Source organism: Immundisolibacter cernigliae (genome assembly GCF_001697225.1).
GTDB lineage: Bacteria > Pseudomonadota > Gammaproteobacteria > Immundisolibacterales > Immundisolibacteraceae > Immundisolibacter > Immundisolibacter cernigliae.
The window spans coordinates 2470127-2491755 of the sequence record NZ_CP014671.1 but is presented as its reverse complement, the minus strand read 5'-3'; the positions used below and the strand labels follow the sequence as shown (position 1 = coordinate 2491755).

27 protein-coding genes are annotated in these 21629 nt (G+C 69.3%); 16 read left to right on the top strand and 11 right to left on the bottom strand.

Annotation, left to right across the window (positions count from 1 at the left end; genetic code table 11):
• The first annotated feature begins 23 nt into the window (after positions 1-23).
• The gene (lpdA, locus tag PG2T_RS11955; RefSeq protein WP_068805773.1) at positions 24-1430 is read left to right on the top strand and encodes a dihydrolipoyl dehydrogenase; all 1407 of its coding nucleotides are present in this window, start codon (positions 24-26) and stop codon (positions 1428-1430) included.
• A gap of 57 nt (positions 1431-1487) precedes the next feature.
• On the opposite strand, the gene PG2T_RS11950 is transcribed toward lpdA, so the two are convergent.
• From PG2T_RS11950 to PG2T_RS11940, 3 genes are all read right to left on the bottom strand, one after another.
• On the bottom strand, positions 1488-1994 hold the full coding sequence (locus PG2T_RS11950) for an Hsp20/alpha crystallin family protein (protein WP_068805771.1): 507 nt from the start codon (positions 1992-1994) through the stop codon (positions 1488-1490).
• A gap of 148 nt (positions 1995-2142) precedes the next feature.
• Positions 2143-2517: an Hsp20/alpha crystallin family protein gene (locus tag PG2T_RS11945; protein WP_068805767.1), complete on the bottom strand. Its 375-nt coding sequence runs from the start codon at positions 2515-2517 to the stop codon at positions 2143-2145.
• A 19-nt stretch (positions 2518-2536) separates the two neighbouring features.
• Positions 2537-2965 carry an Hsp20/alpha crystallin family protein gene (locus PG2T_RS11940; protein ID WP_068808323.1) on the bottom strand — a complete coding sequence of 143 codons (429 nt, stop codon included), beginning with the start codon at positions 2963-2965 and terminating at the stop codon, positions 2537-2539.
• A 201-nt stretch (positions 2966-3166) separates the two neighbouring features.
• Here PG2T_RS11940 and PG2T_RS11935 point away from each other — a divergent pair, with 201 nt between their 5' ends.
• The 7 genes from PG2T_RS11935 to PG2T_RS11905 all read left to right on the top strand — a co-directional run bounded on the left by PG2T_RS11935 (position 3167) and on the right by PG2T_RS11905 (position 8414).
• Positions 3167-4099 (top strand): DnaJ C-terminal domain-containing protein, encoded by a 933-nt coding sequence (locus PG2T_RS11935; RefSeq protein ID WP_068805764.1) that lies wholly within the window; start codon positions 3167-3169, stop codon positions 4097-4099.
• A gap of 6 nt (positions 4100-4105) precedes the next feature.
• Positions 4106-4414 carry a MerR family transcriptional regulator gene (locus tag PG2T_RS11930; RefSeq protein ID WP_068805761.1) on the top strand — a complete coding sequence of 103 codons (309 nt, stop codon included), beginning with the start codon at positions 4106-4108 and terminating at the stop codon, positions 4412-4414.
• 107 nt (positions 4415-4521) lie between these two features.
• Positions 4522-5580 (top strand): S1C family serine protease, encoded by a 1059-nt coding sequence (locus PG2T_RS11925; protein ID WP_418268539.1) that lies wholly within the window; start codon positions 4522-4524, stop codon positions 5578-5580.
• A gap of 305 nt (positions 5581-5885) precedes the next feature.
• Positions 5886-6194 (top strand): BufA1 family periplasmic bufferin-type metallophore, encoded by a 309-nt coding sequence (locus PG2T_RS11920; protein ID WP_068805758.1) that lies wholly within the window; start codon positions 5886-5888, stop codon positions 6192-6194.
• A gap of 29 nt (positions 6195-6223) precedes the next feature.
• The gene (bufB, locus tag PG2T_RS11915) at positions 6224-7123 is read left to right on the top strand and encodes an MNIO family bufferin maturase (RefSeq protein ID WP_068805755.1); all 900 of its coding nucleotides are present in this window, start codon (positions 6224-6226) and stop codon (positions 7121-7123) included.
• Positions 7120-7893 (top strand): HvfC/BufC N-terminal domain-containing protein, encoded by a 774-nt coding sequence (locus PG2T_RS11910; RefSeq protein ID WP_068805752.1) that lies wholly within the window; start codon positions 7120-7122, stop codon positions 7891-7893. The genes bufB and PG2T_RS11910 overlap by 4 nt, the downstream gene beginning before the upstream one ends.
• A complete protein-coding gene (locus PG2T_RS11905; RefSeq protein ID WP_068805750.1) occupies positions 7890-8414 on the top strand; it encodes a DoxX family protein in 525 nt (174 codons plus the stop codon). Before PG2T_RS11910 ends, PG2T_RS11905 begins: the two co-directional genes overlap by 4 nt.
• Before the next feature lie 46 nt (positions 8415-8460).
• On the opposite strand, the gene PG2T_RS11900 is transcribed toward PG2T_RS11905, so the two are convergent.
• The 4 genes from PG2T_RS11900 to mrcB are packed head-to-tail and all read right to left on the bottom strand — an operon-like array spanning position 8461 to position 12077.
• On the bottom strand, positions 8461-8610 hold the full coding sequence (locus PG2T_RS11900) for an anti-sigma factor family protein (RefSeq protein WP_202816334.1): 150 nt from the start codon (positions 8608-8610) through the stop codon (positions 8461-8463).
• Between the two features lie 22 nt (positions 8611-8632).
• Positions 8633-9247 (bottom strand): sigma-70 family RNA polymerase sigma factor, encoded by a 615-nt coding sequence (locus PG2T_RS11895; protein ID WP_068805744.1) that lies wholly within the window; start codon positions 9245-9247, stop codon positions 8633-8635.
• A 2-nt stretch (positions 9248-9249) separates the two neighbouring features.
• Complete coding sequence (locus PG2T_RS11890; protein ID WP_068805741.1) at positions 9250-9804, bottom strand: tetratricopeptide repeat protein; 555 nt, start codon at positions 9802-9804, stop codon at positions 9250-9252.
• Positions 9777-12077, bottom strand: coding sequence for a penicillin-binding protein 1B (gene mrcB / locus PG2T_RS11885; RefSeq protein ID WP_068805738.1), 2301 nt, complete (start codon positions 12075-12077; stop codon positions 9777-9779). The genes PG2T_RS11890 and mrcB overlap by 28 nt, the downstream gene beginning before the upstream one ends.
• Before the next feature lie 260 nt (positions 12078-12337).
• On the opposite strand from mrcB, the gene PG2T_RS11880 reads away from it, so the two are divergent.
• Positions 12338-12874 (top strand): hypothetical protein, encoded by a 537-nt coding sequence (locus PG2T_RS11880; protein ID WP_145931083.1) that lies wholly within the window; start codon positions 12338-12340, stop codon positions 12872-12874.
• Here PG2T_RS11880 and PG2T_RS11875 read toward each other — a convergent pair.
• Together PG2T_RS11875 and PG2T_RS11870 are read right to left on the bottom strand one after the other, a co-directional pair.
• Positions 12871-13455: a VOC family protein gene (locus PG2T_RS11875; RefSeq protein WP_236953247.1), complete on the bottom strand. Its 585-nt coding sequence runs from the start codon at positions 13453-13455 to the stop codon at positions 12871-12873. The two genes, PG2T_RS11880 and PG2T_RS11875, sit on opposite strands and share 4 nt — an antisense overlap.
• Before the next feature lie 2 nt (positions 13456-13457).
• Entirely contained in the window at positions 13458-14156 is a 699-nt protein-coding gene (locus PG2T_RS11870; RefSeq protein ID WP_068805732.1) for a glutathione S-transferase N-terminal domain-containing protein, read from the bottom strand.
• Positions 14157-14278: 122 nt separating this feature from the next.
• Between PG2T_RS11870 and PG2T_RS11865 the strand changes: the two genes are divergently transcribed.
• From PG2T_RS11865 to PG2T_RS11835, 7 genes are all read left to right on the top strand, one after another.
• Complete coding sequence (locus PG2T_RS11865) at positions 14279-14926, top strand: class II aldolase/adducin family protein (protein ID WP_068805729.1); 648 nt, start codon at positions 14279-14281, stop codon at positions 14924-14926.
• Positions 14927-14945: 19 nt separating this feature from the next.
• Positions 14946-15548 (top strand): glutathione S-transferase family protein, encoded by a 603-nt coding sequence (locus PG2T_RS11860; RefSeq protein WP_068805726.1) that lies wholly within the window; start codon positions 14946-14948, stop codon positions 15546-15548.
• An 88-nt stretch (positions 15549-15636) separates the two neighbouring features.
• Positions 15637-16557 carry an AEC family transporter gene (locus PG2T_RS11855; protein ID WP_068805723.1) on the top strand — a complete coding sequence of 307 codons (921 nt, stop codon included), beginning with the start codon at positions 15637-15639 and terminating at the stop codon, positions 16555-16557.
• A gap of 37 nt (positions 16558-16594) precedes the next feature.
• Positions 16595-17650 (top strand): NUDIX domain-containing protein, encoded by a 1056-nt coding sequence (locus PG2T_RS15815; RefSeq protein ID WP_083214903.1) that lies wholly within the window; start codon positions 16595-16597, stop codon positions 17648-17650.
• A gap of 220 nt (positions 17651-17870) precedes the next feature.
• On the top strand, positions 17871-18929 hold the full coding sequence (locus PG2T_RS11845; protein ID WP_068805720.1) for a DUF1207 domain-containing protein: 1059 nt from the start codon (positions 17871-17873) through the stop codon (positions 18927-18929).
• Between the two features lie 113 nt (positions 18930-19042).
• Complete coding sequence (locus PG2T_RS11840; protein ID WP_068805717.1) at positions 19043-19486, top strand: Hsp20/alpha crystallin family protein; 444 nt, start codon at positions 19043-19045, stop codon at positions 19484-19486.
• Between the two features lie 81 nt (positions 19487-19567).
• Positions 19568-20464, top strand: a complete 897-nt coding sequence (locus PG2T_RS11835) for a DnaJ C-terminal domain-containing protein (protein ID WP_068805715.1) — start codon at positions 19568-19570, stop codon at positions 20462-20464.
• Positions 20465-20474: 10 nt separating this feature from the next.
• Here the strand turns inward: PG2T_RS11835 and PG2T_RS11830 are convergent, their stop codons facing one another.
• Together PG2T_RS11830 and PG2T_RS11825 are read right to left on the bottom strand one after the other, a co-directional pair.
• Positions 20475-21023, bottom strand: a complete 549-nt coding sequence (locus PG2T_RS11830; RefSeq protein ID WP_068805712.1) for a cob(I)yrinic acid a,c-diamide adenosyltransferase — start codon at positions 21021-21023, stop codon at positions 20475-20477.
• The gene (locus PG2T_RS11825; RefSeq protein WP_068805708.1) at positions 21008-21598 is read right to left on the bottom strand and encodes a hypothetical protein; all 591 of its coding nucleotides are present in this window, start codon (positions 21596-21598) and stop codon (positions 21008-21010) included. Before PG2T_RS11825 ends, PG2T_RS11830 begins: the two co-directional genes overlap by 16 nt.
• Between the last annotated feature and the right edge of the window lie 31 nt (positions 21599-21629).

Sequence of the window (21629 nt, the reverse complement as noted above, 5' to 3'; positions counted from 1 at the left end):
CACCCCGCGCGGAGCGCCTAGTCATGAGTAATTCCATCCGCACCCAACTGGTGGTGCTCGGTGCCGGTCCCGGCGGCTACAGCGCGGCCTTCCGGGCGGCCGATCTTGGCCTGCAGGTGGTGCTGGTCGAGCGCGAGCAGCGCCTGGGCGGCGTGTGCCTGAACGTCGGCTGCATTCCGTCGAAGGCCCTGCTGCACGTGGCCAAGGTGATCGACGAGGCGGCCCACACGCCGGGCGTCGCCTTCGGCAAGCCCAAGATCGATCTTGCCGCCGTGCGCGCCGGCAAGGACAAGGTAGTTGGCAAACTCACCGGCGGTCTGGTCGCCCTAGCGCGCCAGCGCAAGGTGCAGGTGATGCGCGGCGCGGCGAAATTCACGGCCGCCCATACCCTGCGCGTCGACGGGCCGGACGGGGCAGTCGACATCGCGTTCGAGCACGCCATCGTCGCCACCGGCTCGACGCCGGTGCGCATCCCTGGCCTGCCGGACGACCCGCGCGTCATGGATTCCACCGGCGCGCTGGCGCTGGCGGACATCCCCGGCAAGCTGCTGGTGATCGGCGGCGGCTACATCGGCCTTGAGATGGCCACCGTGTACCGGGCGCTGGGCAGCGCGGTCAGCGTGGTCGAGTTCATGGACATGCTGCTGCCGGGCGCCGATGCGGACCTGGTCAAGCCGCTGGCCAAAAAGCTGGCCGGGGAGTTCGCCGACATTCGCCTCAAGACCAAGGTCACCGGCATCGAGGCCAAAAAAGACGGCCTGCATGTGAGCTTCGAAAGCCCGGACGGCAAGGACGTCAAGACCTACGACCGCGCCCTGGTCGCCGTCGGCCGGCGTCCGAACGGCAAGGATCTGGGCCTGGAGGCGCTGGGCGTCACCGTGACCGAGCGCGGCTTCATCGAGGTCGACGCCCAGCGCCGCACCGGCGTGGCGCACATCTTCGCCATCGGCGATGTGGCCGGCGAGCCGATGCTGGCGCACAAGGCCGCCCACGAGGGCAAGGTGGCGGCGGAAGTCATCGCCGGACACAAGGCGGCGTTTGCGCCGCTGGCGATCCCGGCGGTGGTGTTCACCGATCCGGAGATCGCCTGGGCCGGCCTGACCGAACAGCAGGCCAAAAAGGATGGCACTGCCTATGAGAAGGCGGTGTTTCCGTGGGCCGCCAACGGCCGCAGCCTGACACTCGGCCGCGACGAAGGATTGACCAAGATCCTGTTCGACCCGACCAGCCGCCGGGTGCTCGGCGTCGGCATCACCGGCCCCGGCGCCGGTGACCTGATCGCCGAAGGCGTGCTCGCCATCGAGATGGGCGCCGACGCCCAGGACCTTGCCCTGACCATCCACGCCCATCCGACGCTTTCGGAAACCGTCGGCATGGCGGCCGAGGTCTTCGACGGCAGCGTCACGGACATCATCGCGCCCAAGCGCTGAGGTGCGCCTTCGCGGCGCACCTCGGGGCGAAACTCCAACGCGATCAAGCCGCCCCGCTCACTGCACGTCGATGGTCACGCTGCGCGCCGGCCCGGGCTCGACCTTGGGCAGTTCCACCCGCAGCACGCCATTGCGGTAGCTGGCCTTGGCCTGATCGGCCCTGACCGGCGCCGGTAGCGGCACGACCCGGCGAAACGCACCGTAGGCGCACTGAATGGTGCGCCAACGACCGTCGCTGCTGTCGCGCTCGAAGCGCTTCTCGCCGCTGACGACCAGCGCGTCGTCCATCACCTCGATCTTGAAGTCGTCCTTGTCGAGGCCGGGAATTTCCAGGCGCGCCACCAGGCGCCTGTCGTCTTCCAGCAGGTCGACACCGAGCATGGACCAGGACAGGCCCGGCAACCACAGCTCGTCATCGATGCTGGACGATTCCGGCAGATTGGTCGTGTCGCCGGGTTTGAAGCGTGTCAACGCCCCGGACGCCGAACGGCGCAATTGCCGCCAGCCTTCGGAAACGTTGGACCACCAGGACTCGACGTTTTCCTTCAGGTTGTTGATGTCCATCGTTGGGTCTCCTGATCACGCCAGCGGCGAGCGGCCGACCTCGTGCCGGCCGCTCGCCAGAGCCCGACCGCCGGCCCGCGGCGCCGGGCTAGGTTTGCCCGAACCGTCGAAAAGCGCTCTCAACGGCCCGAGCCGGCTCGACATCCCGTCACGCGGCTTGCACGCTGATGCGCCGCGGCTGTGCGTGTTCGGCCTTGGGGATACGCAGCGTCAGCACGCCGTCACGCAGCTCGGCGGTGATTTTCTCGCTGTCGAGTTCGCGCGACAGGTTGAACACGCGCCGATAGCGCGGCAGCGTGATCTCGGCGTGCGTACCCTCGAGTCCTTCGCTCATCGGCAGCTGCATTTCGCCTTCGATGCACAGCTGGTCGCCCTCGACGCGAATGTCGAGCCGGTCGCGCGGCACGCCCGGCAGGTCGGCATACAAGGTGATGCCGCTGGCGTCCTCGATCACGTCCGCCGGCGGCGGCAAGGCCGGTTCCGGCTGTTTGGCAGCTTCGTTTTGCACGATGTCCTGGCTCATGATGGGGTCCTCCGGTCGATCACTGGATGTTGATGCGGCGCGGCAGTGCAGAATCCTTGCGCTGCGCGCTTATGTGCAGCACGCCGTCGCGGTAGCTGGCCGTGACGGAGGCCGGGTCGATGCTGTCCGGCAGGCTCACCACGCGGTGAAAACGTCCGGCAAAGCGCTCGCCCAGATGCACGGTGGCCTTTTCCGGCACCTGCGGGGCCTTGCGTTCGCCGCTGATGGTGAGCACGCCTTTCTCGATCTGCACATCGAGGGCGGCCGGATCCACACCGGGCGCGAAGGCAAAAATTTCCACCGAGTTGGGCGTGGAGCCGATGTTGAGTGTCGGAAAGCCTGCGCCCAGGCCGCGGATGCTCGGCGACAGCTCGAAAGCCTGGTCGAGCTCGCGGCGCAAACGGTCGAACTCCGCGAACAGATTGCGCGAGAACGGGGGTCTGTAAATCGCCATGGCAGTCCTCCTGGTGTACGGGTCGGTCCGATGACCGCCCTGCAAGTTGAACGCAAGCGAAAGATCGGTGCCGCCGTGACAGCTTTCAAGAGCTTGCACAGGGTTGAGGGTAGGCTGTCGCTGCCCTTGAGTCCGGCGCGGCGCAGCCCTATTTTCCAAACCCCGGTCAACGGCTAGCACTGCCAAGGAGTGCCCATGGAGTTTCGGGACTACTACCAGATTCTCGGCGTGCCGCGTGACGCGACTGCCGACGCCATCAAGCGCGCCTTTCGCAAGCTGGCGCGCAAGTACCACCCGGACGTGTCCAAGGAACCGGACGCCGAGCAGCACATGAAGGAGGTCAACGAGGCCTACGCGGTACTGTCGGACCCCGAAAAACGCGCCGCCTATGACCAGCTCGGACCCGGCCATCGGCCCGGCGAGGAATTTCGTCCGCCGCCGGGATGGGATGCCGGATTCGAGTTCTCGGGCGGCGGCTTCTCGCCGCACGAGGCGGCCGATTTCTCCGATTTCTTTACCGAGCTGTTCGGGCACATGGGCGCACGCCCGCGCCGCGCCGCGCATGGGCGTGGCCAGGACCATTACGCCAATATCTACCTTGACCTCCAGGACGCCTTCACCGGCGCCACACGCGACATCACGCTGCGCGTGCCGACGGTCGATAAACAAACCGGCCGCCTGAGCATGGTGCAGCGCACGCTGCGCGTGACCATTCCCAAGGGCGTGCGCGAAGGTCAGCTGATTCGCCTGGCCGGACAGGGATATCCGGGCGCCGGCAGCGGTGCGGCCGGCGATCTGCTGCTCGAGGTGCACCTCAAGCCCGACGAGCGCTATCGCGTCGAGGGCCGCGATCTGAGCATGACCTTGCCGGTGGCGCCGTGGGAGGCCGCATTGGGCGCGGTGATCGCGGTGCCTCTGCCGGTGGGGGAGGTCAAGGTACGCATTCCGGCGGGCGCCCAAAGCGGTACCGAGCTGCGCGTGCGCGGCAAGGGCCTGCCGGGCGATCCGCCGGGAGATTTGCTGCTGCACGTACGCGTGGTGTTGCCGCCGGCGGACACGCCGCGGGCCCGGGAACTCTATGCAACGATGGCGCGGGAATTGGCTTTCGATCCACGTCGCAGGAACTGAACGGCGATGAACCAGAAAGAAGCACTGATCGGCACCCTGCTCGACGAATCGTGGCTGACGCTGGAGCAGCTGGCGGCCGCCTGCGCGGCCGACGTCGAGTGGCTGCAGCAACACCTGGAGGCTGGCCTGCTGCCGCAGGCGCAGTCGCTCGACGGCGTCTGGCGGTTCTCGTCGGCCACCCTGCGCCGGGCGCGCCGGCTGCGGCAGATCGAGCGGGATTTCGATGCGGCGCCGGAACTGGCCGGCCTGGTCGGTGACCTCATCGAGGAGATCGAGCGCCTGCGCGCACGCCTGGCCCTGTACGGCCCGGGCTGAACCGCCAGCGGCCCGTGGATGATCAGCGCGCCATCGGGCGTGCCGGCTCAGCGGACCTGAAACGCCGCCGCGGGCGCGGTTTGCGGCTGTCGGCCCTGCTCGGCTGCCTGCTGCTGGGCACCTGGCAACCAGCCGGCATGGCTGCCTGGCAGGGCGAGCAGCGCACGATCACGCCACGCGGCGCGCTCGGTGCGGACGAGCGTGCCGTCATCGAACTGTTCGAGCGCACCCGCGACTCGGTGGTCTACATCAGTACCTCCGAGCTGGTGCAGGATTTCTGGACGCGCAACGTGTTTGCCGTGCCGCGCGGCACCGGCTCGGGCTTCGTGTGGGACGAGGCGGGGCACGTGGTGACCAATTTTCACGTCATCCAGGGCGCTGCGCGCGCCACGGTGCGCCTGGCCGACGGGCGCGACTATCCGGCGCGCCTGGTGGGGGCAAGCCCAGCGCACGACATCGCCGTGCTCAGGATAGGCGTTGCTTTCAAGTCGCCTCCGCCGGTGCCGATCGGCACCAGCCACGACCTGCAGGTCGGGCAGAAGGTGTTTGCCATCGGCAACCCGTTCGGACTCGACTGGACCTTGACCACAGGCATCGTCTCGGCGCTCGACCGCAGCCTGCCGGCGCAAGAGGGCGGCAGCATCGTCGAGCATCTGATCCAGACCGATGCCGCCATCAACCCGGGCAATTCGGGCGGACCGCTGCTGGATTCGGCCGGTCGGCTGATCGGCATCAACACCGCCATTTACAGCCCCTCGGGCGCCTCGGCCGGCATTGGTTTCGCCGTTCCGGTCGACACGCTCATGCGCGTGGTGCCGCAGCTGATCCGGCACGGCAAATACACGCGCCCGGCGCTGGGTATGGAAGTCGACGCAGGCGTCAACGCGCGCCTGAGCCGGCTGCTGGGCATCGAGGGCGTGTTCGTGCTGGATGTCGCGCCGGGCTCGCCGGCGGCGGCCGCCGGCCTCATACCGCTGCGCTTGACGCCCGACGGGCGCATGGCGGCGGGCGACATCATCATCGCCGTGGCCGGCAAGCCGGTGGATTCGGTGGCGCGCCTGCTCGCCCGGCTCGACGATTTCGCCGTCGGTGACGTGGTGCAGATCGGTCTGCTGCGCGGCGGGCAACGGCATACCGTGACCGTCACCCTGCAGGCGGAAAACTGACCCGGGCCGGCTGGGAGACGCTGAAAAATGCCGTCCGTGGCATTTCTTGAGCTCCCCCGGCGCGGTACACGCCCACGCATCGGCGGTGGCGCGGGCGCGCGCCGAGGGCATCGACGCCAGCGGGCCGTTTTCGCCGGACACGGGATGCCGTACCTGTTGGGCAGGAGCGCCCGCTGCGTGCCGCCAGCCGCTTCGGAACTCAAGGGACGGCCTGTAAGACATCCGCGTGGGCGGCGTCTACTGCACGCAGGCCGTCGGAATAGCGCACGGCTCGCCGTCACATCCCTCCAACCAGGAATACGCCCATGAAACGCGACAACCCCTCCCTGACGCTCGCCGGCGCCGGCCTTGCCGCCGCCTTCGGACTCGCCCTGAGCCTGGCTGCCGCACCGGCACAGGCTGCGGCCGACCAGGAAAAGTGCTTCGGCGTGGCGCTGAAGGGCAAGAATGACTGCGCCGCCGGCCCCGGCACCACCTGCGCCGGCACCTCGGTGCGTGACCACCAGGGCAACGCCTGGAAGCTGGTGCCCAAGGGCAGCTGCGGGCAGACCGCCTCGCCCACCTCGCCGACCGGCTTCGGCCAGCTCGCCGCGTTCGCGGAAAAGGACAAGTAAACCCGTCGGCGGGCAGGCGCAGCGCGGTCATGACGGCGCCGTCCTTGCAGGCGAGATGCCGCCCCGCGGCGCCCGCCTGCCCGTCCCAACCCTTGGCGGGCCTGGGCCTGAAACCCCGGCATTTCCACGACATCCTGGAGCGCCGCCCGGCGCTTCGCTTTTTCGAAATCCATGCCGAGAACTACTTCGGCGCCGGTGGCCCCTTCCACCATTACCTGGGGCGCATCGCCGAACACTATCCGCTGTCGGTGCACGGCGTGGGCCTGTCGATCGGCGGCGCCGATCTGGACCCGGCCCATCTCGATCGCCTGGCACGGCTGCTGGCGCGTTACCAGCCGGCGTGGGTTTCCGAGCACCTGGCCTGGTCGCGCGATGGCGCGGTGTGCCTGAACGATCTGCTGCCGGTGGTCTACGACACGGCCGCGCTGGCGCGGGTCTGCGAGCACGTCGAGCGCGTCCAGGAGCGGCTGGGTCGGCGCATGCTGCTGGAAAATCCGGCCACTTATCTTGAAAGCCGCGCCTCGAGCCTGCCCGAGGCGGCCTTCATCGGCGAGGTGGTCCGACGCACCGGCTGCGGCCTGCTGCTGGACGTGAACAACCTGTATGTGTCCTGCGTCAACCACCACCGCGACCCCCTGAGCGAACTGGCCGCCCTGCCGCTGCACGCGGTGGGCGAGATCCATCTCGCCGGCCATGCCGAGGCCGTGGATGGCGCCAGGGATCCCCTGCTCATCGACAACCATGGCGCGCCGGTCGCCCAGGCGGTGTGGGCGCTCTATGCCCAGGCAATCGAGCGTGTGGGCCCGATGCCGACGCTGATCGAGCGCGACAACGACATTCCCGCCCTCGCCGTGCTGCTGGCCGAGGCGCGCCAGGCCGAGCGCATCCTGCAGGATGCGCGCCGCAACGCCCAAGCGCTGCCGGCATGATCGATCAGGCCGCCTTCGCCCGCGCGCTGCTCGACCCGGCGCTGCCGCCGCCGGCCGATGTGTGCGCCTGGAACGGCTCGGACCCGGCGACGCGTCTGGCCGTCTATCGCAACAACGTCATGGTCTCGCTGCTGGGCGTGCTGGCGGACAGCTTTCCGGTCACCCGCACGCTGGTGGGCGAGGCGTTCTTCCAGGCCATGGGGCGCTGCTTCGTGCGCGCCTCGCCCCCGCACAGCCCGGTCATGGCCGAGTACGGCGCCGGCTTCGCCGATTTCATCGCCCGCTTCGAGCCGGCGCAGGGCCTGCCCTATCTGCCCGATGTCGCGCGCCTGGAGTGGCTGCGCCTGACGGCGCTGCACGCCGCCGACGCACCGCCGCTTTCCGGCGCAGGCCTCGCCGCCCGGCTGGCCGATACGGCCGACCTGGCGGCCGCCCGCCTGCACCTGCACCCCTCCTTCGCCGTGCTGCACTCGTCCTACGCAATGGTGTCCGTCTGGGCCGCGCATCAGGGGGCGGGCGAGCTGGCGGCGATCGACCTCGATTGCGCCGAAACCGCCTGGGTGCTGTGCCGTGAGCTGGAGGTCGAGGTGATCCCGGTCGAGGCTGCGGCCGGCCGCTTCGCCGCCGCACTGATCGACGGCCAACCGCTGGGCGCCGCCGTCGAGGCGGCCGGCGGCGCGGATTGCGCCTTCGACCTGCCGGCCGCACTCGCCGGACTGATCCGCTGCGGCGCCCTGATCGACTTGAGCCACGCTGGAGACACCCCATGAGCGGGAATACCGCAAGCCCGCCGCGGGTCAGCCTTTTGGCCGCGCCGCTGCGCGGCCTCGCCCGCCTGAACACGCTGTTCGCGCGCATCCCGCACAGCCTGATCGCGCTGCTCGGGCGGTTTTCGGTCGCCGCCGTGTTCTGGCTGTCGGGGCAGACCAAGGTCGAGGGCTTCGCCATCGACCTTGTGCAGGGCACCTTCACGCTGGGCTGGCCGCGCCTGGCCGACTCGGCGGTATTCCTGTTCGAGCACGAATACGCCCTGCCGCTGATCCCGCCGCTGTGGGCGGCGACCCTGGCGGCGCTGGCCGAACACGCGCTGCCGGTGCTGATCCTGCTCGGCCTCGCCACGCGCCTGTCGGCGCTCGGCCTGCTGGGAATGACGCTGGTGATCCAGGTGTTCGTTTATCCGGACGCCTACCCGACCCACGGCGTCTGGGCCACGGTGCTGCTGTACCTGATCGCCCGGGGCCCGGGCGTGGTGTCGCTCGACCATTGGCTGGCGCGCCGCTGGCTGGCCTAACGCTGAGCCAGTGTGCGCCGCAGCTCAGGGCGGCGGCGCGTCGTCACTAGTCGGAGCGGCTGGCAAAGCGGCGCGCCGCCGCGCGCAGCACGTCCATCTGCCGGTCGAAGCGGCGGCAGGCACTGCACATGGCCCAGTGCAGGCGCAGCGCCACACGCTCGCGCAGCGACAGGTGGCGCTCGCGTGCCTGCGACATCAAACCGGTAGCTTCACGACAATCAAGCATCACGCCCCCCATCGAACCAGCCGTTTTCCAGGCACTCGCGCAGGCGCAAGCGGGCGCGGTGCAGGATCACATGCAGGTTAGTCCGCGTCAGGCCGGCGTTCTTACAGATCTCGTCCGCCTCCAGGCCAAGGTACTCGCGCATCATGAAAAAGCGCCCTTGGCGCGCCGGCAGGCGGTCCAGGCAGATGGCGAACACCTCCCAGAACCGCTTGTCCTCGAAGCTGCGCTGCGGATCGCCCCACGGCCGGGGTTGCTGGGCGGGCTGCCAGTGACCGTTCCGATCGAACAGGCGGTCCAACCATTCCTCGGCGTCGTCGTCATCCGAGCTTTGGTCGGGCTGGACCCAGCGCTGGCGCTGGCGCAGGGCGTCGATGACCTTGTTCTTGACGATGGCGAACAGCCAGGTCCGAAACGCCGCCTGGCCTCGAAACGAGCCGGCGTTCTTCAGCGCGCTGAGCAGCGATTCCTGCACCACGTCCTGCGCCAGGTCGTCGTCGCGCAGCTGCAGGCGGGCGAAGTTCAGCATCTGCCCGCGCAACGCCTCCAGAAACTGCGAATCCTGCAACTGGGCCGGCGCGCCGGACGGCGGATCGGGCGGCGAGCTCATGGCTATTCGCTGGGCCGCTGGCGGGCGCGCGCCAGATCGACGATGCGCCGGTTCTGTTCGCGCACGGCAGCGTTGTTGCCGGCCAGGGAGTCTGAGCGGGACGCCAGCGTCGCCGCCTGATCGAAGTCGCCGTTTTGCAGGCGCAGCCAGGCCAGCTTCTGCCACAGCACCGGATCCTGCGGCCGGATGCGCAGCGCCCGCTCCAGCTGCGCCGCCGCGGACGCATAGTCGCCGGCGGCGGCCTGCCGGTCGGCCATTGCGACCAGCGAGCCGGTGGCCGTCGGCTGCGCCGGCGGCGCGGGGGTGGCGCTGACTGGTGGCGCTGACGGCGGCGGACCGGGCCGGATGATGGCCGATGTCGGCGGCTGCGGCCTGGGCAAGGGCTGCGCCGGCGGCAAGGGCGCCTGTGGCGCCTGACTGACGGGCGGCGGCGGCGGAGGCTCAGGCCGCGGCGGCGGCGCGCTGACGCAACCGGCCAGCAACAGCGGGCCGGCCAGCAACAGCCGCCACCACGGCTTCGAGCGGCGGTTCAGAACAGCTTGCGCAGCCAGCGCCATGAGTCGTCGTCCTTGTCTTGCGGAGGTGAAATGGCGGCGCCGTCGCAGGGCGCGGACCCGGACGGCGCACCGCCGTCCAGCACCGGCATGCCAAAGCCGCCCGGACACTGCGCCGCCGGCAGCCAGGGGCCATTGGGTGCCTGCACCCAGCGAATGCCGGGCGGCTCGGCCAGAGTCAGTGGCACCGCCGGCAGGCGACCGATCAGGTCGGTCCAGATGCGCATGGCGCCGCTGGCGCCGTACAGGCCGGTCTGGCCATTGTCGTCCAGGCCTACCCACACGGCGGCCACGGTGTTGCCGGTGAAGCCGGCAAACCAGGAGTCGCGGCTGTCGTTGGTGGTGCCGGTCTTGCCGGCCACGTTCAGGCCCGGCAGCACGCGCCCCAACGCCCGCGCGGTGCCATTGCGGGCCACTTCCTGCAGAGCCGTGTTGACCAGAAACACCGCCGCCGGATCGAGTTTCTGCTCCACCGACAGCGGGTAGCTGGCAAGCGGCTTGCCGTCCTTGTCGGTCACGGCGTGGATGCCGCGCAGATGCAGCCGAAAACCGCCGGCGGCGAGCGTCAGGTACATGCGCGTGACTTCGAACGGAGTCAGCTCGACTGCGCCCAGCATCACGGCCGGCACTTCGGGCAAGTCGCGCGTCACGCCCAGCGACCGCAGGGTCTTGAGCACGCTTGGCAGACCGACCTGCAGGCCGAGCGCCACCGTGGCGCTGTTGCGCGACTCGGCGAGTCCACGCAGCAGGGACACGTCGCCCGCATAGTCGTCACCGGAATTGCGTGGTTGCCAGCTCTGGCCGCTCGGCAGACGCACCGACATGCGCCGGTCGTCCAGGCGCGTGGCCAGATTGAAGCGCTCCGGCTGCCCCAGCGCGGTCAGGTACACCGCCGGCTTGGCCAGTGAGCCGATCTGGCGCTGGGCGTCCAACGCCCGGTTGTAGCCGTCGAACCGCGGGTCGCGGTCGCCGACCAGCGCCAGCACCTCGCCGGTGGCGATGTCCGCCGCCACGGCGGCCATCTGCAGATCGGGCAGCTTGCGCTGCTTGGCGAGCGCGCCACCCTGTTCGGTGACTGCCGCCTCGGCCGCCACCTGCACCGCCGGATCCATGGTGGCGAAGATGCGCAGGCCGTCGTTGCGCAGCACCTGTTCCGGGTAGTCGCGTTGCAACTGGCGCCGCACCAGGTCCAGGAAGGCCGGATAGCGGGCCATCGTGAGGGAACTGCGCTTGACCACCCGCAGCGGCTTGGCCTGCTCGGCGGCGACCTGCTCGGGCGTCAACTGACCCTGCTCGCCCAGCAGGCGCAGGGCAAGGTTGCGCCGCGCCGTGGCGCGCTCGGGGTGACGGCGCGGGTCGTAGTGGGACGGCGCCTGCACCATGCCGGCCAGCAGCGCCAGCTGGCCGGTATCCAGTTCGCCCAGCGGGCGGCCGAAGTAGAGCATCGCGCCCTGCGCCACGCCGTGCACGCCGCGCCCGCCGACCTGACCCAGGAACACCTCGTTCAGGTAGGACTCCAGAATGTCGTCCTTGCTGTAGTGGGTTTCCAGCAGCACCGCCATGATGGCCTCGGTGAGCTTGCGCCACACGGTGCGGTCGGCGGTCAGGAAGTAGTTCTTGACCAGTTGCTGGGTCAGCGTGCTGCCGCCCTGCACCACCGCCCCGGCCCGCACATCCGCCCACAGGGCGCGCGCGATGGCACGCGCCGACACACCGCGGTGGCTGTAGAAGTCCCGATCCTCCAGCGTCAGCAGGGCCTGCATCAGTGCCGGCGGCACCTCCGGCAGGCGCACCAGCAGCCGGTCCTCGTTGCTGGCCGGATAGAAACCGCCGATGAATTCCGGCTCCAGGCGCAGCAGCGGCAGCTCACCCTCATCGCCATACAGGCCGGCGATCTGCCGGCCATCGAAGCGGATTTCCACCTTGCGCGGCGGCTCCGGGCCGTCCCAGAACTGAAAGCCGCGCGTGTAGACGATCAGTTGATTGCCGCGCACGGCATAGCTGCCGACACCGGTCGGTTCACCGCGCTGATAGCCCAGGCGATCGAGCGCCTCGACCACCCGCGGCGGGTCGAGCGGCACGCCGGCATACAGCTCCAGCGGCCGGGCGAACACGCGCGCCGGCAGCGCCCAGCGCTGGCCCTCGAATTTCTCGCGAATGACCCGGTCCAGATGCACCGCGTACAGCGCCAAACCCGCCAGACCCGCCAACGCAAGCGGCAGCAGCCATCCGAGCCAGCGGCGGCGGATGGCAGGACGTGGGCGCGGTTTGGGCATGGGCAGTGCAGTATCGGCGGCAGGTTTAACGTACTAGTCTAGCGTGCCGCCCCGGCCCGACCGCGCCGCCCACCGACCGCGGCTTGCAAAGGAAACGCTGATTTATCCAGCGTTTCCCGCAGCGCAGGGACGCGCTGCCAAAATCAGCAGCGTTAAGCCGCTGATTTTGTGAGCCATCGGAAAACCACGCTTTTCCGATGGCGGACGCTGAGAAATCCAGGATGGATTTATTCAGCGTTTCCCAAAACGAGGAGGAAGCCATGTTCGAACCGAACCGTTTCGTCGCCGATTGCCGGACTGCCCTGCACAGTGCCGATCCGGCCGCCGCCATCGCCGCGCTGCTGGCAGATGCCCTGCGCGACCCGCAGGCGCTGGTGGACGCCTTCGCACGCGGCGCAGACAAGCCCGGCGTGGTGCCGCTGTTTCGCTCCGACAGCCTGACCGTGGCGCACGTCATCAGCGCGCCGGGCAGCCGCAGCCCGGTCCACAACCACCGCATGTGGGGCGTGATCGGCATCTACGCCGGGCAGGAGGACAACCACCTGTACCGGCGCGGCGCGCACGGCCTGATCGATGACGGCCTGCGCAGCCTGCGCCCCGGCGACGTGTTCATCATGGACCCGGAGCTGATCCACGCCGTGGCCAATCCGCTGGCCACCCTCAACGGGGGCCTGCATGTCTACGGCGGCGACCTGATGGCTCGCCCCGGGCGCAGCCTGTGGGATCCGGACAGCGGCGCCGAGCAGGACTACGCCTTCGAGCGGGTGCTGGAATACACCGCACGCCTGAGCGGCTAGGGCCTGGCCGTGCGCGGATCCCACAGCCGTTGCGGGCCCTTGCGCTCGTAGCCCAAGCCATTCGGGTACGACACCAGCTCCAGGTGCGCGCCCCAGGGCGTGCGGAAATACAGCACCCACTGCCCGCCGTAGTCACCGTCCTGGGTAGTGAACGGCCCGTCGTAGGTGTCCACGCCGTTTTTGCGCAGCCAGTCGGCCGCAGCCTGAATGTCGTCGACATAAAACGACAGGTGATGGCCGGCGTAGTCGCTGTTGCGCGGCTGGCGGCGGTCCTGGTCCGGCGCCGACCATTCGAACAGCTCGAGGTTGGCGCCAGCGCCGCAGCGCAGCATGGCCATGGCGCGAATCTGGGAGCGTGCATCGACGCCGACGTGTTTCTCCAGCCAGTCGTCGCTTGAACTGAGCGGGCCGTTTCGGGCCAGCGTTTCGCAGCCCAGCACGCGGCTGAAGAAGGCCTCCGCCTGGGCCAGGTCCGGCACGGTCATTCTGATGTGATCGGCGCCACGCAGGCCGGTCAGTTCGGCCCGTACGGCGGCGCAGACGAGGACAAAAAACGCAGCAGCGAGAACGCGGGCCGCCACGATCAGCGCTTCTCGAACTGCTTGCTGCCGAACAGAATTTCCCGCTGCTGCTCGTTTTGCGGACCGGGTTTGGGCGGGCGCCGGTCGGCCATCACGGCCAGGGCACGCACGGTGGCCGGGCGGGCATTGATGGCATCCATCCAGCGCTTGACCCGGGGCAGTTCGCCCAGCTCCACGCCCTGGCGCTCGTGGTGCAGGAACCACGGGAAGATCGCCATGTCGGCGATGGAGTACTCCCCGGCCACATAGTCGCGGTCCGCCAGGCGTTTCTCGACCACGTTGTAGATGCGCCGCGACTCGTTGCTGTAGCGGTCGATGGCGTAAGGCAGTTTTTCCGTCGCGTAGTCGCGAAAGTGGTGCGCCTGGCCGAGCATCGGCCCGACGCTGGCCATCTGGAACATCAGCCACTGCAAGACCTCGTAGCGGGCACGCGGCGCGGCGGGCAGGAAGCGGCCGGTCTTTTCGGCCAGATAGATCAGGATCGCGCCGCTCTCGAACACGCTGATCGGCTGGCCGTCCGGACCGTCCGGGTCGACGATGGCCGGCATCTTGTTGTTCGGGCTGATGGCCAGAAACTGTGGCTTGAACTGGTCGCCGGCGCCGATGTTGACCTCCACGGTCCGATACGGCAGGCCGGTTTCCTCCAGAAACAGCGTCACCTTGTGCGCGTTGGGCGTCGGCCACATGTACAGGTCGATCATCGGCTTCTCCGGGAGTGAGCGAGCGTTTGGTCATTATTAGGGCGCGGCGGCGCGTGTACCATACCGGCGCTCCCCGGCAGGCCGCCGGGCGCCCCCTTCCGCTATTCCCGCACGGTCCGCCCTTGGACGAGAGCGCCCTTCGCCAGTTGCTGATCGACACCGCCCGCCAGAGCGTGCGCCGGGGTCTGAATCGCGGCACCTCCGGCAACCTCAGCGTGCGCCTGCCCGGCGGCTTCCTGATCACGCCGACCGGTATTCCCTACGATGATCTGAGCGCCGCCGACCTGGTGCATCTGGACGCCCGTGGCGTGGCGGCGCCGGGGCAGCGCAAGCCCTCGTCCGAGTGGCGTTTCCACTGCGACATCTATGCCGTGCGGCCCGAGGTCGGCGCCATCGTGCACACCCATTCGCGCTACGCCAGCGCGCTGGCCTGCCAGCGGCGCGAGCTGCCGGCCTTCCATTACATGGTGGCGGCGGCCGGTGGCGACAGCGTGCGCTGCGCCGACTACGCGACCTTTGGCACCCCTGAGCTGTCGGCCAATGCTCTGGTCGCACTGGAAGATCGCCACGCCTGCCTGCTGGCCAACCATGGCGTGATTGCGACCGGCGCGAACCTGACGAGCGCCCTGGCGCTGGCCGAGGAAATCGAGTCCCTGTCCGGCCAGTACTGCGCGGCGCTGGCCACCGGCACGCCGGTATTGCTGGATGCGGCCGAGATGGCGCGCGTGGTGGCGCGGTTCGAAAGTTACGGCAAGCAGGACAATCCCTGAGCCGACCCGAGGAGCCGTCATGCAACTGATCTATGCCAAGCCATCCCCCTACTCGCGCAAGGTGCGCGTCACCCTGTTGGAGAAAGGTCTGGCGGGCCAGGTGCAGGAAATCCTCGCCAGCCCCATGGAAGACCCCGCCGTGCTGCTGGCAGCCAACCCGCTGGGCAAGGTGCCGGCGCTGCGCCTCGACGACGGCCAGTGCCTGTACGACAGCTGGGTGATCTGCGAATACCTCGACAGCCTGGCGCCCGCACCGCGGCTGATTCCGGACGGGGCGGAGCGCTTTGCCGTGCTGCGCCGGGCGGCGCTGGCCGACGGCGTGCTGGATGCGGCGGTCACCGCGCGCCTGGAACTGCTGCGCCCGGAGGCCATCCGCTGGGCGCCGTGGACCGACCGTCAGCGGCGCGCCATCGAGCGCGGCCTGGCGGTGATGGAACAGGACGTGGCCACGCTCGGGCCGGCGCCGACGCTGGCGCACATCGAGTTCGCGGTCACGCTGGAGTATCTGGACTTTCGCCTGCCGGATCTGGCCTGGCGCGCCGGCCACCCGGCGCTGGCTGCGTGGCTGGGGGACTTCAGCCAGCGCCCGTCCATGCTGGCCACCGCACCGCCGCCGTCCTGATCGACGGCATCTGAATCGCTTTTTCACCCAGACACCGCCGGCGGCGTGACCCGCGGCCGGCGGTGTTTCCTTCTCGGAATGCCCGCTCGTGTACCTCGACCTGATGCCGGTTTTCGTTGCCCTGGCCGCCGGCTGGCTGTGGCGTCGGCACGCGCCCGGCGGCGTCGACGCCGCCCACATGGCGCAGGCGCTGAACATGCTGATGATCTACCTCACCGGCCCGGCGCTGATCTTCGCCATCATGTCGCGCGCCTCGCTGAACCTCGAATTGATGGTGATCCCGGCCGCGGGCTACGTGTGCAGCCTGGGCGGGCTGCTGCTGGCGTGGACTGCCTACCGCTTGGCCGGCCAGCGCCTCGGCCTATCGGTGCAGGGGCGCGGCGCCATGCTGCTGGCGGCCGGCTTTGCCAACGGCTCGATTGCCCTGCCGGTGGTGGTCAGCCTGTTCGGGCACCCGGGCATGCCGGTGGTGTTCGCCTACGACCTGATCGCCACCACGCTGCTGATCTGGACCGTCGGCGTGGCGGTCGCGGCGCGCCATGCCGAGGGCGCGAACCGGGTCTCGCTGGGCCGCGAGATCCTGCGCCTGCCGCCGGCCTGGGCAGTGTTCGCGGCGCTGGCGGTCAACCTGCTCGGCCTGCCGGTGCCGGATCGGGTCGTCACGACGCTGCGCTATGTCGGCGATGCCGGCATCCCGCTGATGGTGTTCGTGGTCGGCCTGTCGCTGCGCCTGGGCGCCCTGCGCCGCCTCGGCGCGGCGGTGCCGGCGCTGTTGATACGCCAGGTGGCCGGGCCGGCGCTGGGGCTGGCGTTTGCCTATGCCTTCGGCCTGCGGGGCGAGACGCTGGCGGTGCTGGGCGTGGCCATGGCCTCGGCCTGCCCGGCGGTGGGCGTGATCCTGTGCCACCGCTACCGCCTGGACACGGAGCTGTACGGCGCCGCGCTGACCGCGTCGATACTGATCTATCTGGTGCTGGCGCCGCTGTACCGCAGCCTGCTGATGGGCTGAGCCGGCCGCGCCGCGCGTCCACCCGGAGCCTGTTGCCATGATTCGCCACCTGATCCTCGACTGGGCCGGCACGCTGGCCGACGACCGCGCCCTGACCCTGGCCGCCACCAACGACACGCTGGCCCACTTCGGCGCCGCGCCGGTGGACGAGGCCACCTACCGGCGCGAGTTCACGCTGCCGGTGGAGCGCTTCTACCGGCGCTTCATCGGCGACCTGCCGCGCGAGCAGATCGACGCGGTGTTCTTTGGCCATTTTGCGCAGCGCATGGCGCAATCGGAGCTGTTCGCCGAGGTGCCGGCGCTGCTGCACATCTGCCGCCTGCGCGGGGTGGCGCTGAGCATCTGCTCCAGCGTGCCGACCGACATCCTGGACGGCCTGCTGACCCGGCTTGGCCTGCGCGAGTTCTTCCGCCACATCGGCGGCGGTGCGGCGGACAAGATTCCGGTGCTGCAACAGATCGTGGCCAGCGCACCGTTTCGGCCGGACGAAACCCTGTACGTGGGTGACACCCCGCACGACATCGACGCCGCCCACGCGGCGCAGGTCATCGCCGGCGCGGCGCTGTACGGCTACGCCACCGAAGAGCGCCTGCGCGCCGCACGGCCGGACCACGCGTTCCAGAGCGTGCGCGACATCATCGACCTGATCGACCGCGAACACCTGTTGGCCCACGAGCGGCGCGTCATCGCCACCGTCGGCGGCCTGCTGGTGGCCGACACCGGCGAGCTGCTATTGATCCGCACCGCCAAATGGTCTGGCCGCTGGGGCCTGCCGGGCGGCAAGATCGACTACGGCGAGACGATGCTGGACGCCTACCGGCGCGAGATGCGCGAGGAAACCGGCATCGAGGTCGAACACGCCGCCTGGCTGTGCATCCAGGACTGCATCGAGAGCCCGGAATTCACCCAGCCGCGGCACTTCCTGCTGATCAACTACGTGTCGCGCCTGGCCGGCCGGCCCGAGCCACGCAAGAACTACGAATCCGCGCAGATCGGCTGGTTCAGCCCGGCGCAGGTCGCGGACATGGACCTGAATCAGCCGACCCGGGCTGCCATCGCGCTGGCAAGCGGACAGGGATTGCTGAACCGCTGAACCGGCTGGCGCACACTCGTGCGTCCGCGCACGGAGTAAGGTGCATGCCGTGTCCACTGCCAATGACGTGGCCAGGCGCGCGATCCGGCGGTCGCCCGCCGGGGAACTGACGTGCCGCCACTGTGGTCTTTCTCCGGCAGGACGCTGTCACCAGGCATCGTGGATCGTGCGCCGACATCCCGTCGCCGCCTCCGACGCCCCCTATTTCGAAGGAGCCTTCATGCGTATTCACAATCCGATCCTGGCCGGACTGGCCTTGCTTGCCGGCACGGCCGCCGTGGCCGCCCCAGCCGCGCCCAACGATGCCTACCTTGCCGGCTACGCGGCGGCAGTGCTCGAGCAACGCCTCGGCTGGCAGCCGGGCAGTTACACCCTTGACGTATCCGAGGGCCGCATGCGACTGGATGCCCGGGAACACGACGACGCAGCGGCCGCGCAGGAGGCACTGGCCGCCATCGGCGGCGTGCGCAAGGTGCGGGTGGCCAGCGCGAGCGAGCCGGCGGGATCGACACCGGGCCGCTGGTTCCCGACCACCGAACTGTTTCGACCGTCCCTGGCCGACCCCAAGGAGCCGCGCTTTTTCGTGTCCTCGCGGCATTACGACACGAGCACCGACACGCTATGGCTGGCCGAGGTCGGCTATGGCGCCAATTTCCCGGTCTATGGCCGCATCGATGAGGCCGGCAACGGCTGGAACGTGGGCATCTCCGGTGGACTGTTCGGCCTGTTCAACCTGGAAGCCGACTCGTTCGACCTGATCAACGCCGACTACACGGTGGGCATGCCACTGACTTGGCGCCAGGGCAACACCAGCGGCCGGCTGCGCCTGTATCACCAGAGTTCGCACCTGGGCGACGAGTTCCTGCTCAACGCCGCGCCGGAACGCGTCAACCTGAGCTTCGAGGCGCTGGAGGGCCTGATCGCCTACGACCTGACGCCGTTTCGCATCTACGGCGGGGGCGAAGTGCTGCTGCACCGGGAGCCGGCCGACCTTGACCGGCTGATGGCGCACGCCGGCATCGAGTACTTCAGCGCAACGGCCACCACGCTGGTGCCGGGGCTGCGCGGGCGTCCGTTCGCGGGCCTCGACCTGAAGTCCTACGCCGAACACGACTGGTCCATCGATCGCAGCCTGAAGGTCGGCATGCAGTTCGACGCCCCACACTCGGATCACTTCCTGCGCCTGTCGATCGATGGCTACCGCGGGTATTCGCCGCACGGGCAGTTCTATGACGACCGCATCTCGTACCTGGGCCTTGGCGTGATGTTCGGGATCTGACCGACGCCTGCCGCAGATAGCCGGCCGGGGCGCTTGAAAAGCTCCGGCCAACCCACACCTTCTGCATCGTAGCGGGCACCGGTACGCCCGCTCCAACGGACAGGAGGTTTTCCATGAGTATTGTCAGACATCAGCCTCACGGACTGCTGGGCGAGCTGCAGCGCGAAATGGAGCGCCTGTTCAGCGCCAGCCCGCTGCGCGAGGACGGCGCCGCGAGCCTGTCCGGCAGCGACTGGTCGCCGGCCGTGGACGTGCGCGAGGAAGCCGACCGCTACCTGGTGTGTGTCGATCTGCCGGGCGTGCCGCCCGATGCGGTCGACATCAACCTCGAACAGGGTGTGCTGACCATCACCGGCGAGCGGCCGGCGATTGCGCCCGACGAGGCCGCCGGTTACCGGCGTGCGGAGCGGCCACGCGGGCGCTTCGTGCGCCGCTTCAGCGTGCCCGAGTCGGTCGACGTGGAGCAGGTCGCCGCGCATGCCCAGGACGGCGTGCTGCAGGTGTCGATCCCCAAGCTCGCCAAGGTCATGGCACGCCGCATCCCGGTCAGCGCCTGAGCCCGACTACACTGGCCTACCCGCCGACGACGGCGCCCGACCGGCTCTCGGCGGGCAGGCTTTCCCCATTCCCGAGTGGCGATGGAATACAAGGATTACTACAAGACCCTGGGCGTGGCGCGCGACGCCAGCACCGAGGACATCAAGCGCGCCTACCGCAAGCTGGCGCGCAAATATCACCCGGACGTCAGCAAGGAGGCGAACGCCGAGAACCGCTTCAAGGACGTGGCCGAAGCCTACGAGGTACTCAAGGACGCCAACAAGCGCGCCGCCTACGACCAGCTGGGCAGCAACTGGCAGGCCGGCCAGGGCTTCTCGCCCCCGCCGGGCTGGCGTGGCGGCGAGGGTTTCGAGTTTCGCAGTAGCGGCGGTGGCGCCGGCTTCAGCGATTTTTTCGACAGCCTGTTCGGGCGTGGCTTTGCCGGCGGACACGGCCCGCAGCACCGGCCAGCACGCGGCGAGGACCAACAGGCGCGGGTACAGATCACGCTCGAGGACGCCTTTCACGGCAGCAGTCGGGCGGTTAACCTGAGCCAGCCCGGCGGGCGCAGCCGCGCGCTCGAAGTGCGAATCCCCAAGGGCGTGCGCGCCGGTCAGCGTATTCGCCTCGCCGGTCAGGGCAGCAACGGCGGTGATCTGTATCTGGAAATCGAGTTCGCGCCGCACCGGCTGTATCGCCTGGAGGGCGCTGACCTGTACCTGGACCTGCCGATCACGCCCTGGGAAGCGGCGCTGGGCGCCACGGTCAAGGTGCCGACGCTGGGCGGCACGGTCGAGCTGAACATACCGGCCGGCTCGCAAAGCGGCGACAAGCTGCGCCTGCGCGGCCGCGGCCTGCCGACGACGCCAACGCCGGGCGATCAATACGTGGTGCTCAAGATGGTGACCCCGCCGGCATTGACCGACGCCGCGCGCGAGCTGTACCAACGCCTGGCGAGCGAATTGCCGCTCGACCCGCGCCGGGCACTGTTTCCCTAGCTGCCGGCTCTCACGAAGCCGGACGCTGCCAGAGCACGTCCGGCACCCCGACGGCGCGGTTCAGGCTGCGCGACATCACGAACAGCAGGTCCGAGAGGCGGTTGAGGTAACGCAGCGCCGGACCGTTGACCGGCTCCTGCGCCTGCAGCGTCACCACCCGCCGTTCGGCGCGGCGGCACACCGTGCGTGCCAGGTGGCACACCGCGGCGGCCGGACTGCCGCCCGGCAGGATGAAATCGGCCAGCGGTTCCAGGTCGTCGTTGAGCCGGTCCAGCCACTGCTCCAGCGACGTGACATGAGCGTCGCTGATGATGGTGTGACCGGGAATGCACAGCTCACCGCCCAGGTCAAACAGCCGGTGCTGGATTTCGCTCAGCCAGCTGTCCATCGGCCCGGGCAGCGCATGCGTGCGCAGCATGCCGACCACGCTGTTGAGCTCGTCGACCGTGCCGTAGGCCTCGACCCGGGCGGCATCCTTGGCCACCCGCGAGCCGTCACCGAGGCCGGTGCTGCCCTGGTCGCCGGTACGCGTGTAGATGCGGGTCAGGCGCTTGCCCATGCGACCTTGCCCGGAGCGGTCAGGCGGCGGCCTGGGTGCGGCCGCCGCGGATCAGTCCATGCGCCAAGCGCCAGTCCGGCGCTGCTGTAGAGGAACGCCTGCGCCAGATAGCCCGGCAGGTAGGTAGCCACGCGCAGGGCGAAGTCGATCGCGCTGAGGTCTGCGACGGCTTCGGAGAAGGCATAGAAACCGACGTTCGAGATCACGAAAAAGACCACGACGCCACTGGCCAGCAAGCCCGCGCTGCGCAGCAGCCCGGCGGTCGACTGCAGGGCGCCGGTGGACCGGCGACCGGCCAGCCACAGGGCACCATAGGCCGGGGCCAGCAAGGCGTAGCCTGGCGTGATGCACCAGGCGCTGGTGCCGGCCTGCACAGCCAGAAAATCCACCAACCCCGCCGTTGCAAGAAACAGCGCCAGCCATCCGGCCCGGCGCAGGAACAGGCCGCCCAGGAAAAACGCCGCCAGGGTGGCATCACCCGGTCCCAGCAGGGAGGTGAAATGGTGGCTGCGTGTGGCGGCCATGACGGCCAGCAGGGCAATGGCAATCAGGCCGGACGGGGCAATGCGGATCATTCGAACGGTCTCCGTGGATAAGGTTGACCGG

Excerpts from the sequence above, each read along its gene's own strand:
- lpdA (WP_068805773.1), top strand. The coding sequence starts at position 24 with ATGAGTAATTCCATCCGCACCCAACTGGTGGTGCTCGGTGCCGGTCCC.
- PG2T_RS11950 (WP_068805771.1), bottom strand. The coding sequence starts at position 1,994 with ATGGACATCAACAACCTGAAGGAAAACGTCGAGTCCTGGTGGTCCAAC.
- PG2T_RS11945 (WP_068805767.1), bottom strand. The coding sequence starts at position 2,517 with ATGAGCCAGGACATCGTGCAAAACGAAGCTGCCAAACAGCCGGAACCG.
- PG2T_RS11935 (WP_068805764.1), top strand. The coding sequence starts at position 3,167 with ATGGAGTTTCGGGACTACTACCAGATTCTCGGCGTGCCGCGTGACGCG.
- PG2T_RS11930 (WP_068805761.1), top strand. The coding sequence starts at position 4,106 with ATGAACCAGAAAGAAGCACTGATCGGCACCCTGCTCGACGAATCGTGG.
- PG2T_RS11920 (WP_068805758.1), top strand. The coding sequence starts at position 5,886 with ATGAAACGCGACAACCCCTCCCTGACGCTCGCCGGCGCCGGCCTTGCC.
- bufB (WP_068805755.1), top strand. The coding sequence starts at position 6,224 with ATGACGGCGCCGTCCTTGCAGGCGAGATGCCGCCCCGCGGCGCCCGCC.
- PG2T_RS11910 (WP_068805752.1), top strand. The coding sequence starts at position 7,120 with ATGATCGATCAGGCCGCCTTCGCCCGCGCGCTGCTCGACCCGGCGCTG.
- PG2T_RS11905 (WP_068805750.1), top strand. The coding sequence starts at position 7,890 with ATGAGCGGGAATACCGCAAGCCCGCCGCGGGTCAGCCTTTTGGCCGCG.
- PG2T_RS11900 (WP_202816334.1), bottom strand. The coding sequence starts at position 8,610 with ATGTCGCAGGCACGCGAGCGCCACCTGTCGCTGCGCGAGCGTGTGGCG.
- PG2T_RS11895 (WP_068805744.1), bottom strand. The coding sequence starts at position 9,247 with ATGAGCTCGCCGCCCGATCCGCCGTCCGGCGCGCCGGCCCAGTTGCAG.
- PG2T_RS11890 (WP_068805741.1), bottom strand. The coding sequence starts at position 9,804 with ATGGCGCTGGCTGCGCAAGCTGTTCTGAACCGCCGCTCGAAGCCGTGG.
- mrcB (WP_068805738.1), bottom strand. The coding sequence starts at position 12,077 with ATGCCCAAACCGCGCCCACGTCCTGCCATCCGCCGCCGCTGGCTCGGA.
- PG2T_RS11880 (WP_145931083.1), top strand. The coding sequence starts at position 12,338 with ATGTTCGAACCGAACCGTTTCGTCGCCGATTGCCGGACTGCCCTGCAC.
- PG2T_RS11870 (WP_068805732.1), bottom strand. The coding sequence starts at position 14,156 with ATGATCGACCTGTACATGTGGCCGACGCCCAACGCGCACAAGGTGACG.
- PG2T_RS11860 (WP_068805726.1), top strand. The coding sequence starts at position 14,946 with ATGCAACTGATCTATGCCAAGCCATCCCCCTACTCGCGCAAGGTGCGC.
- PG2T_RS15815 (WP_083214903.1), top strand. The coding sequence starts at position 16,595 with ATGATTCGCCACCTGATCCTCGACTGGGCCGGCACGCTGGCCGACGAC.
- PG2T_RS11845 (WP_068805720.1), top strand. The coding sequence starts at position 17,871 with ATGCGTATTCACAATCCGATCCTGGCCGGACTGGCCTTGCTTGCCGGC.
- PG2T_RS11840 (WP_068805717.1), top strand. The coding sequence starts at position 19,043 with ATGAGTATTGTCAGACATCAGCCTCACGGACTGCTGGGCGAGCTGCAG.
- PG2T_RS11835 (WP_068805715.1), top strand. The coding sequence starts at position 19,568 with ATGGAATACAAGGATTACTACAAGACCCTGGGCGTGGCGCGCGACGCC.
- PG2T_RS11830 (WP_068805712.1), bottom strand. The coding sequence starts at position 21,023 with ATGGGCAAGCGCCTGACCCGCATCTACACGCGTACCGGCGACCAGGGC.
- PG2T_RS11825 (WP_068805708.1), bottom strand. The coding sequence starts at position 21,598 with ATGATCCGCATTGCCCCGTCCGGCCTGATTGCCATTGCCCTGCTGGCC.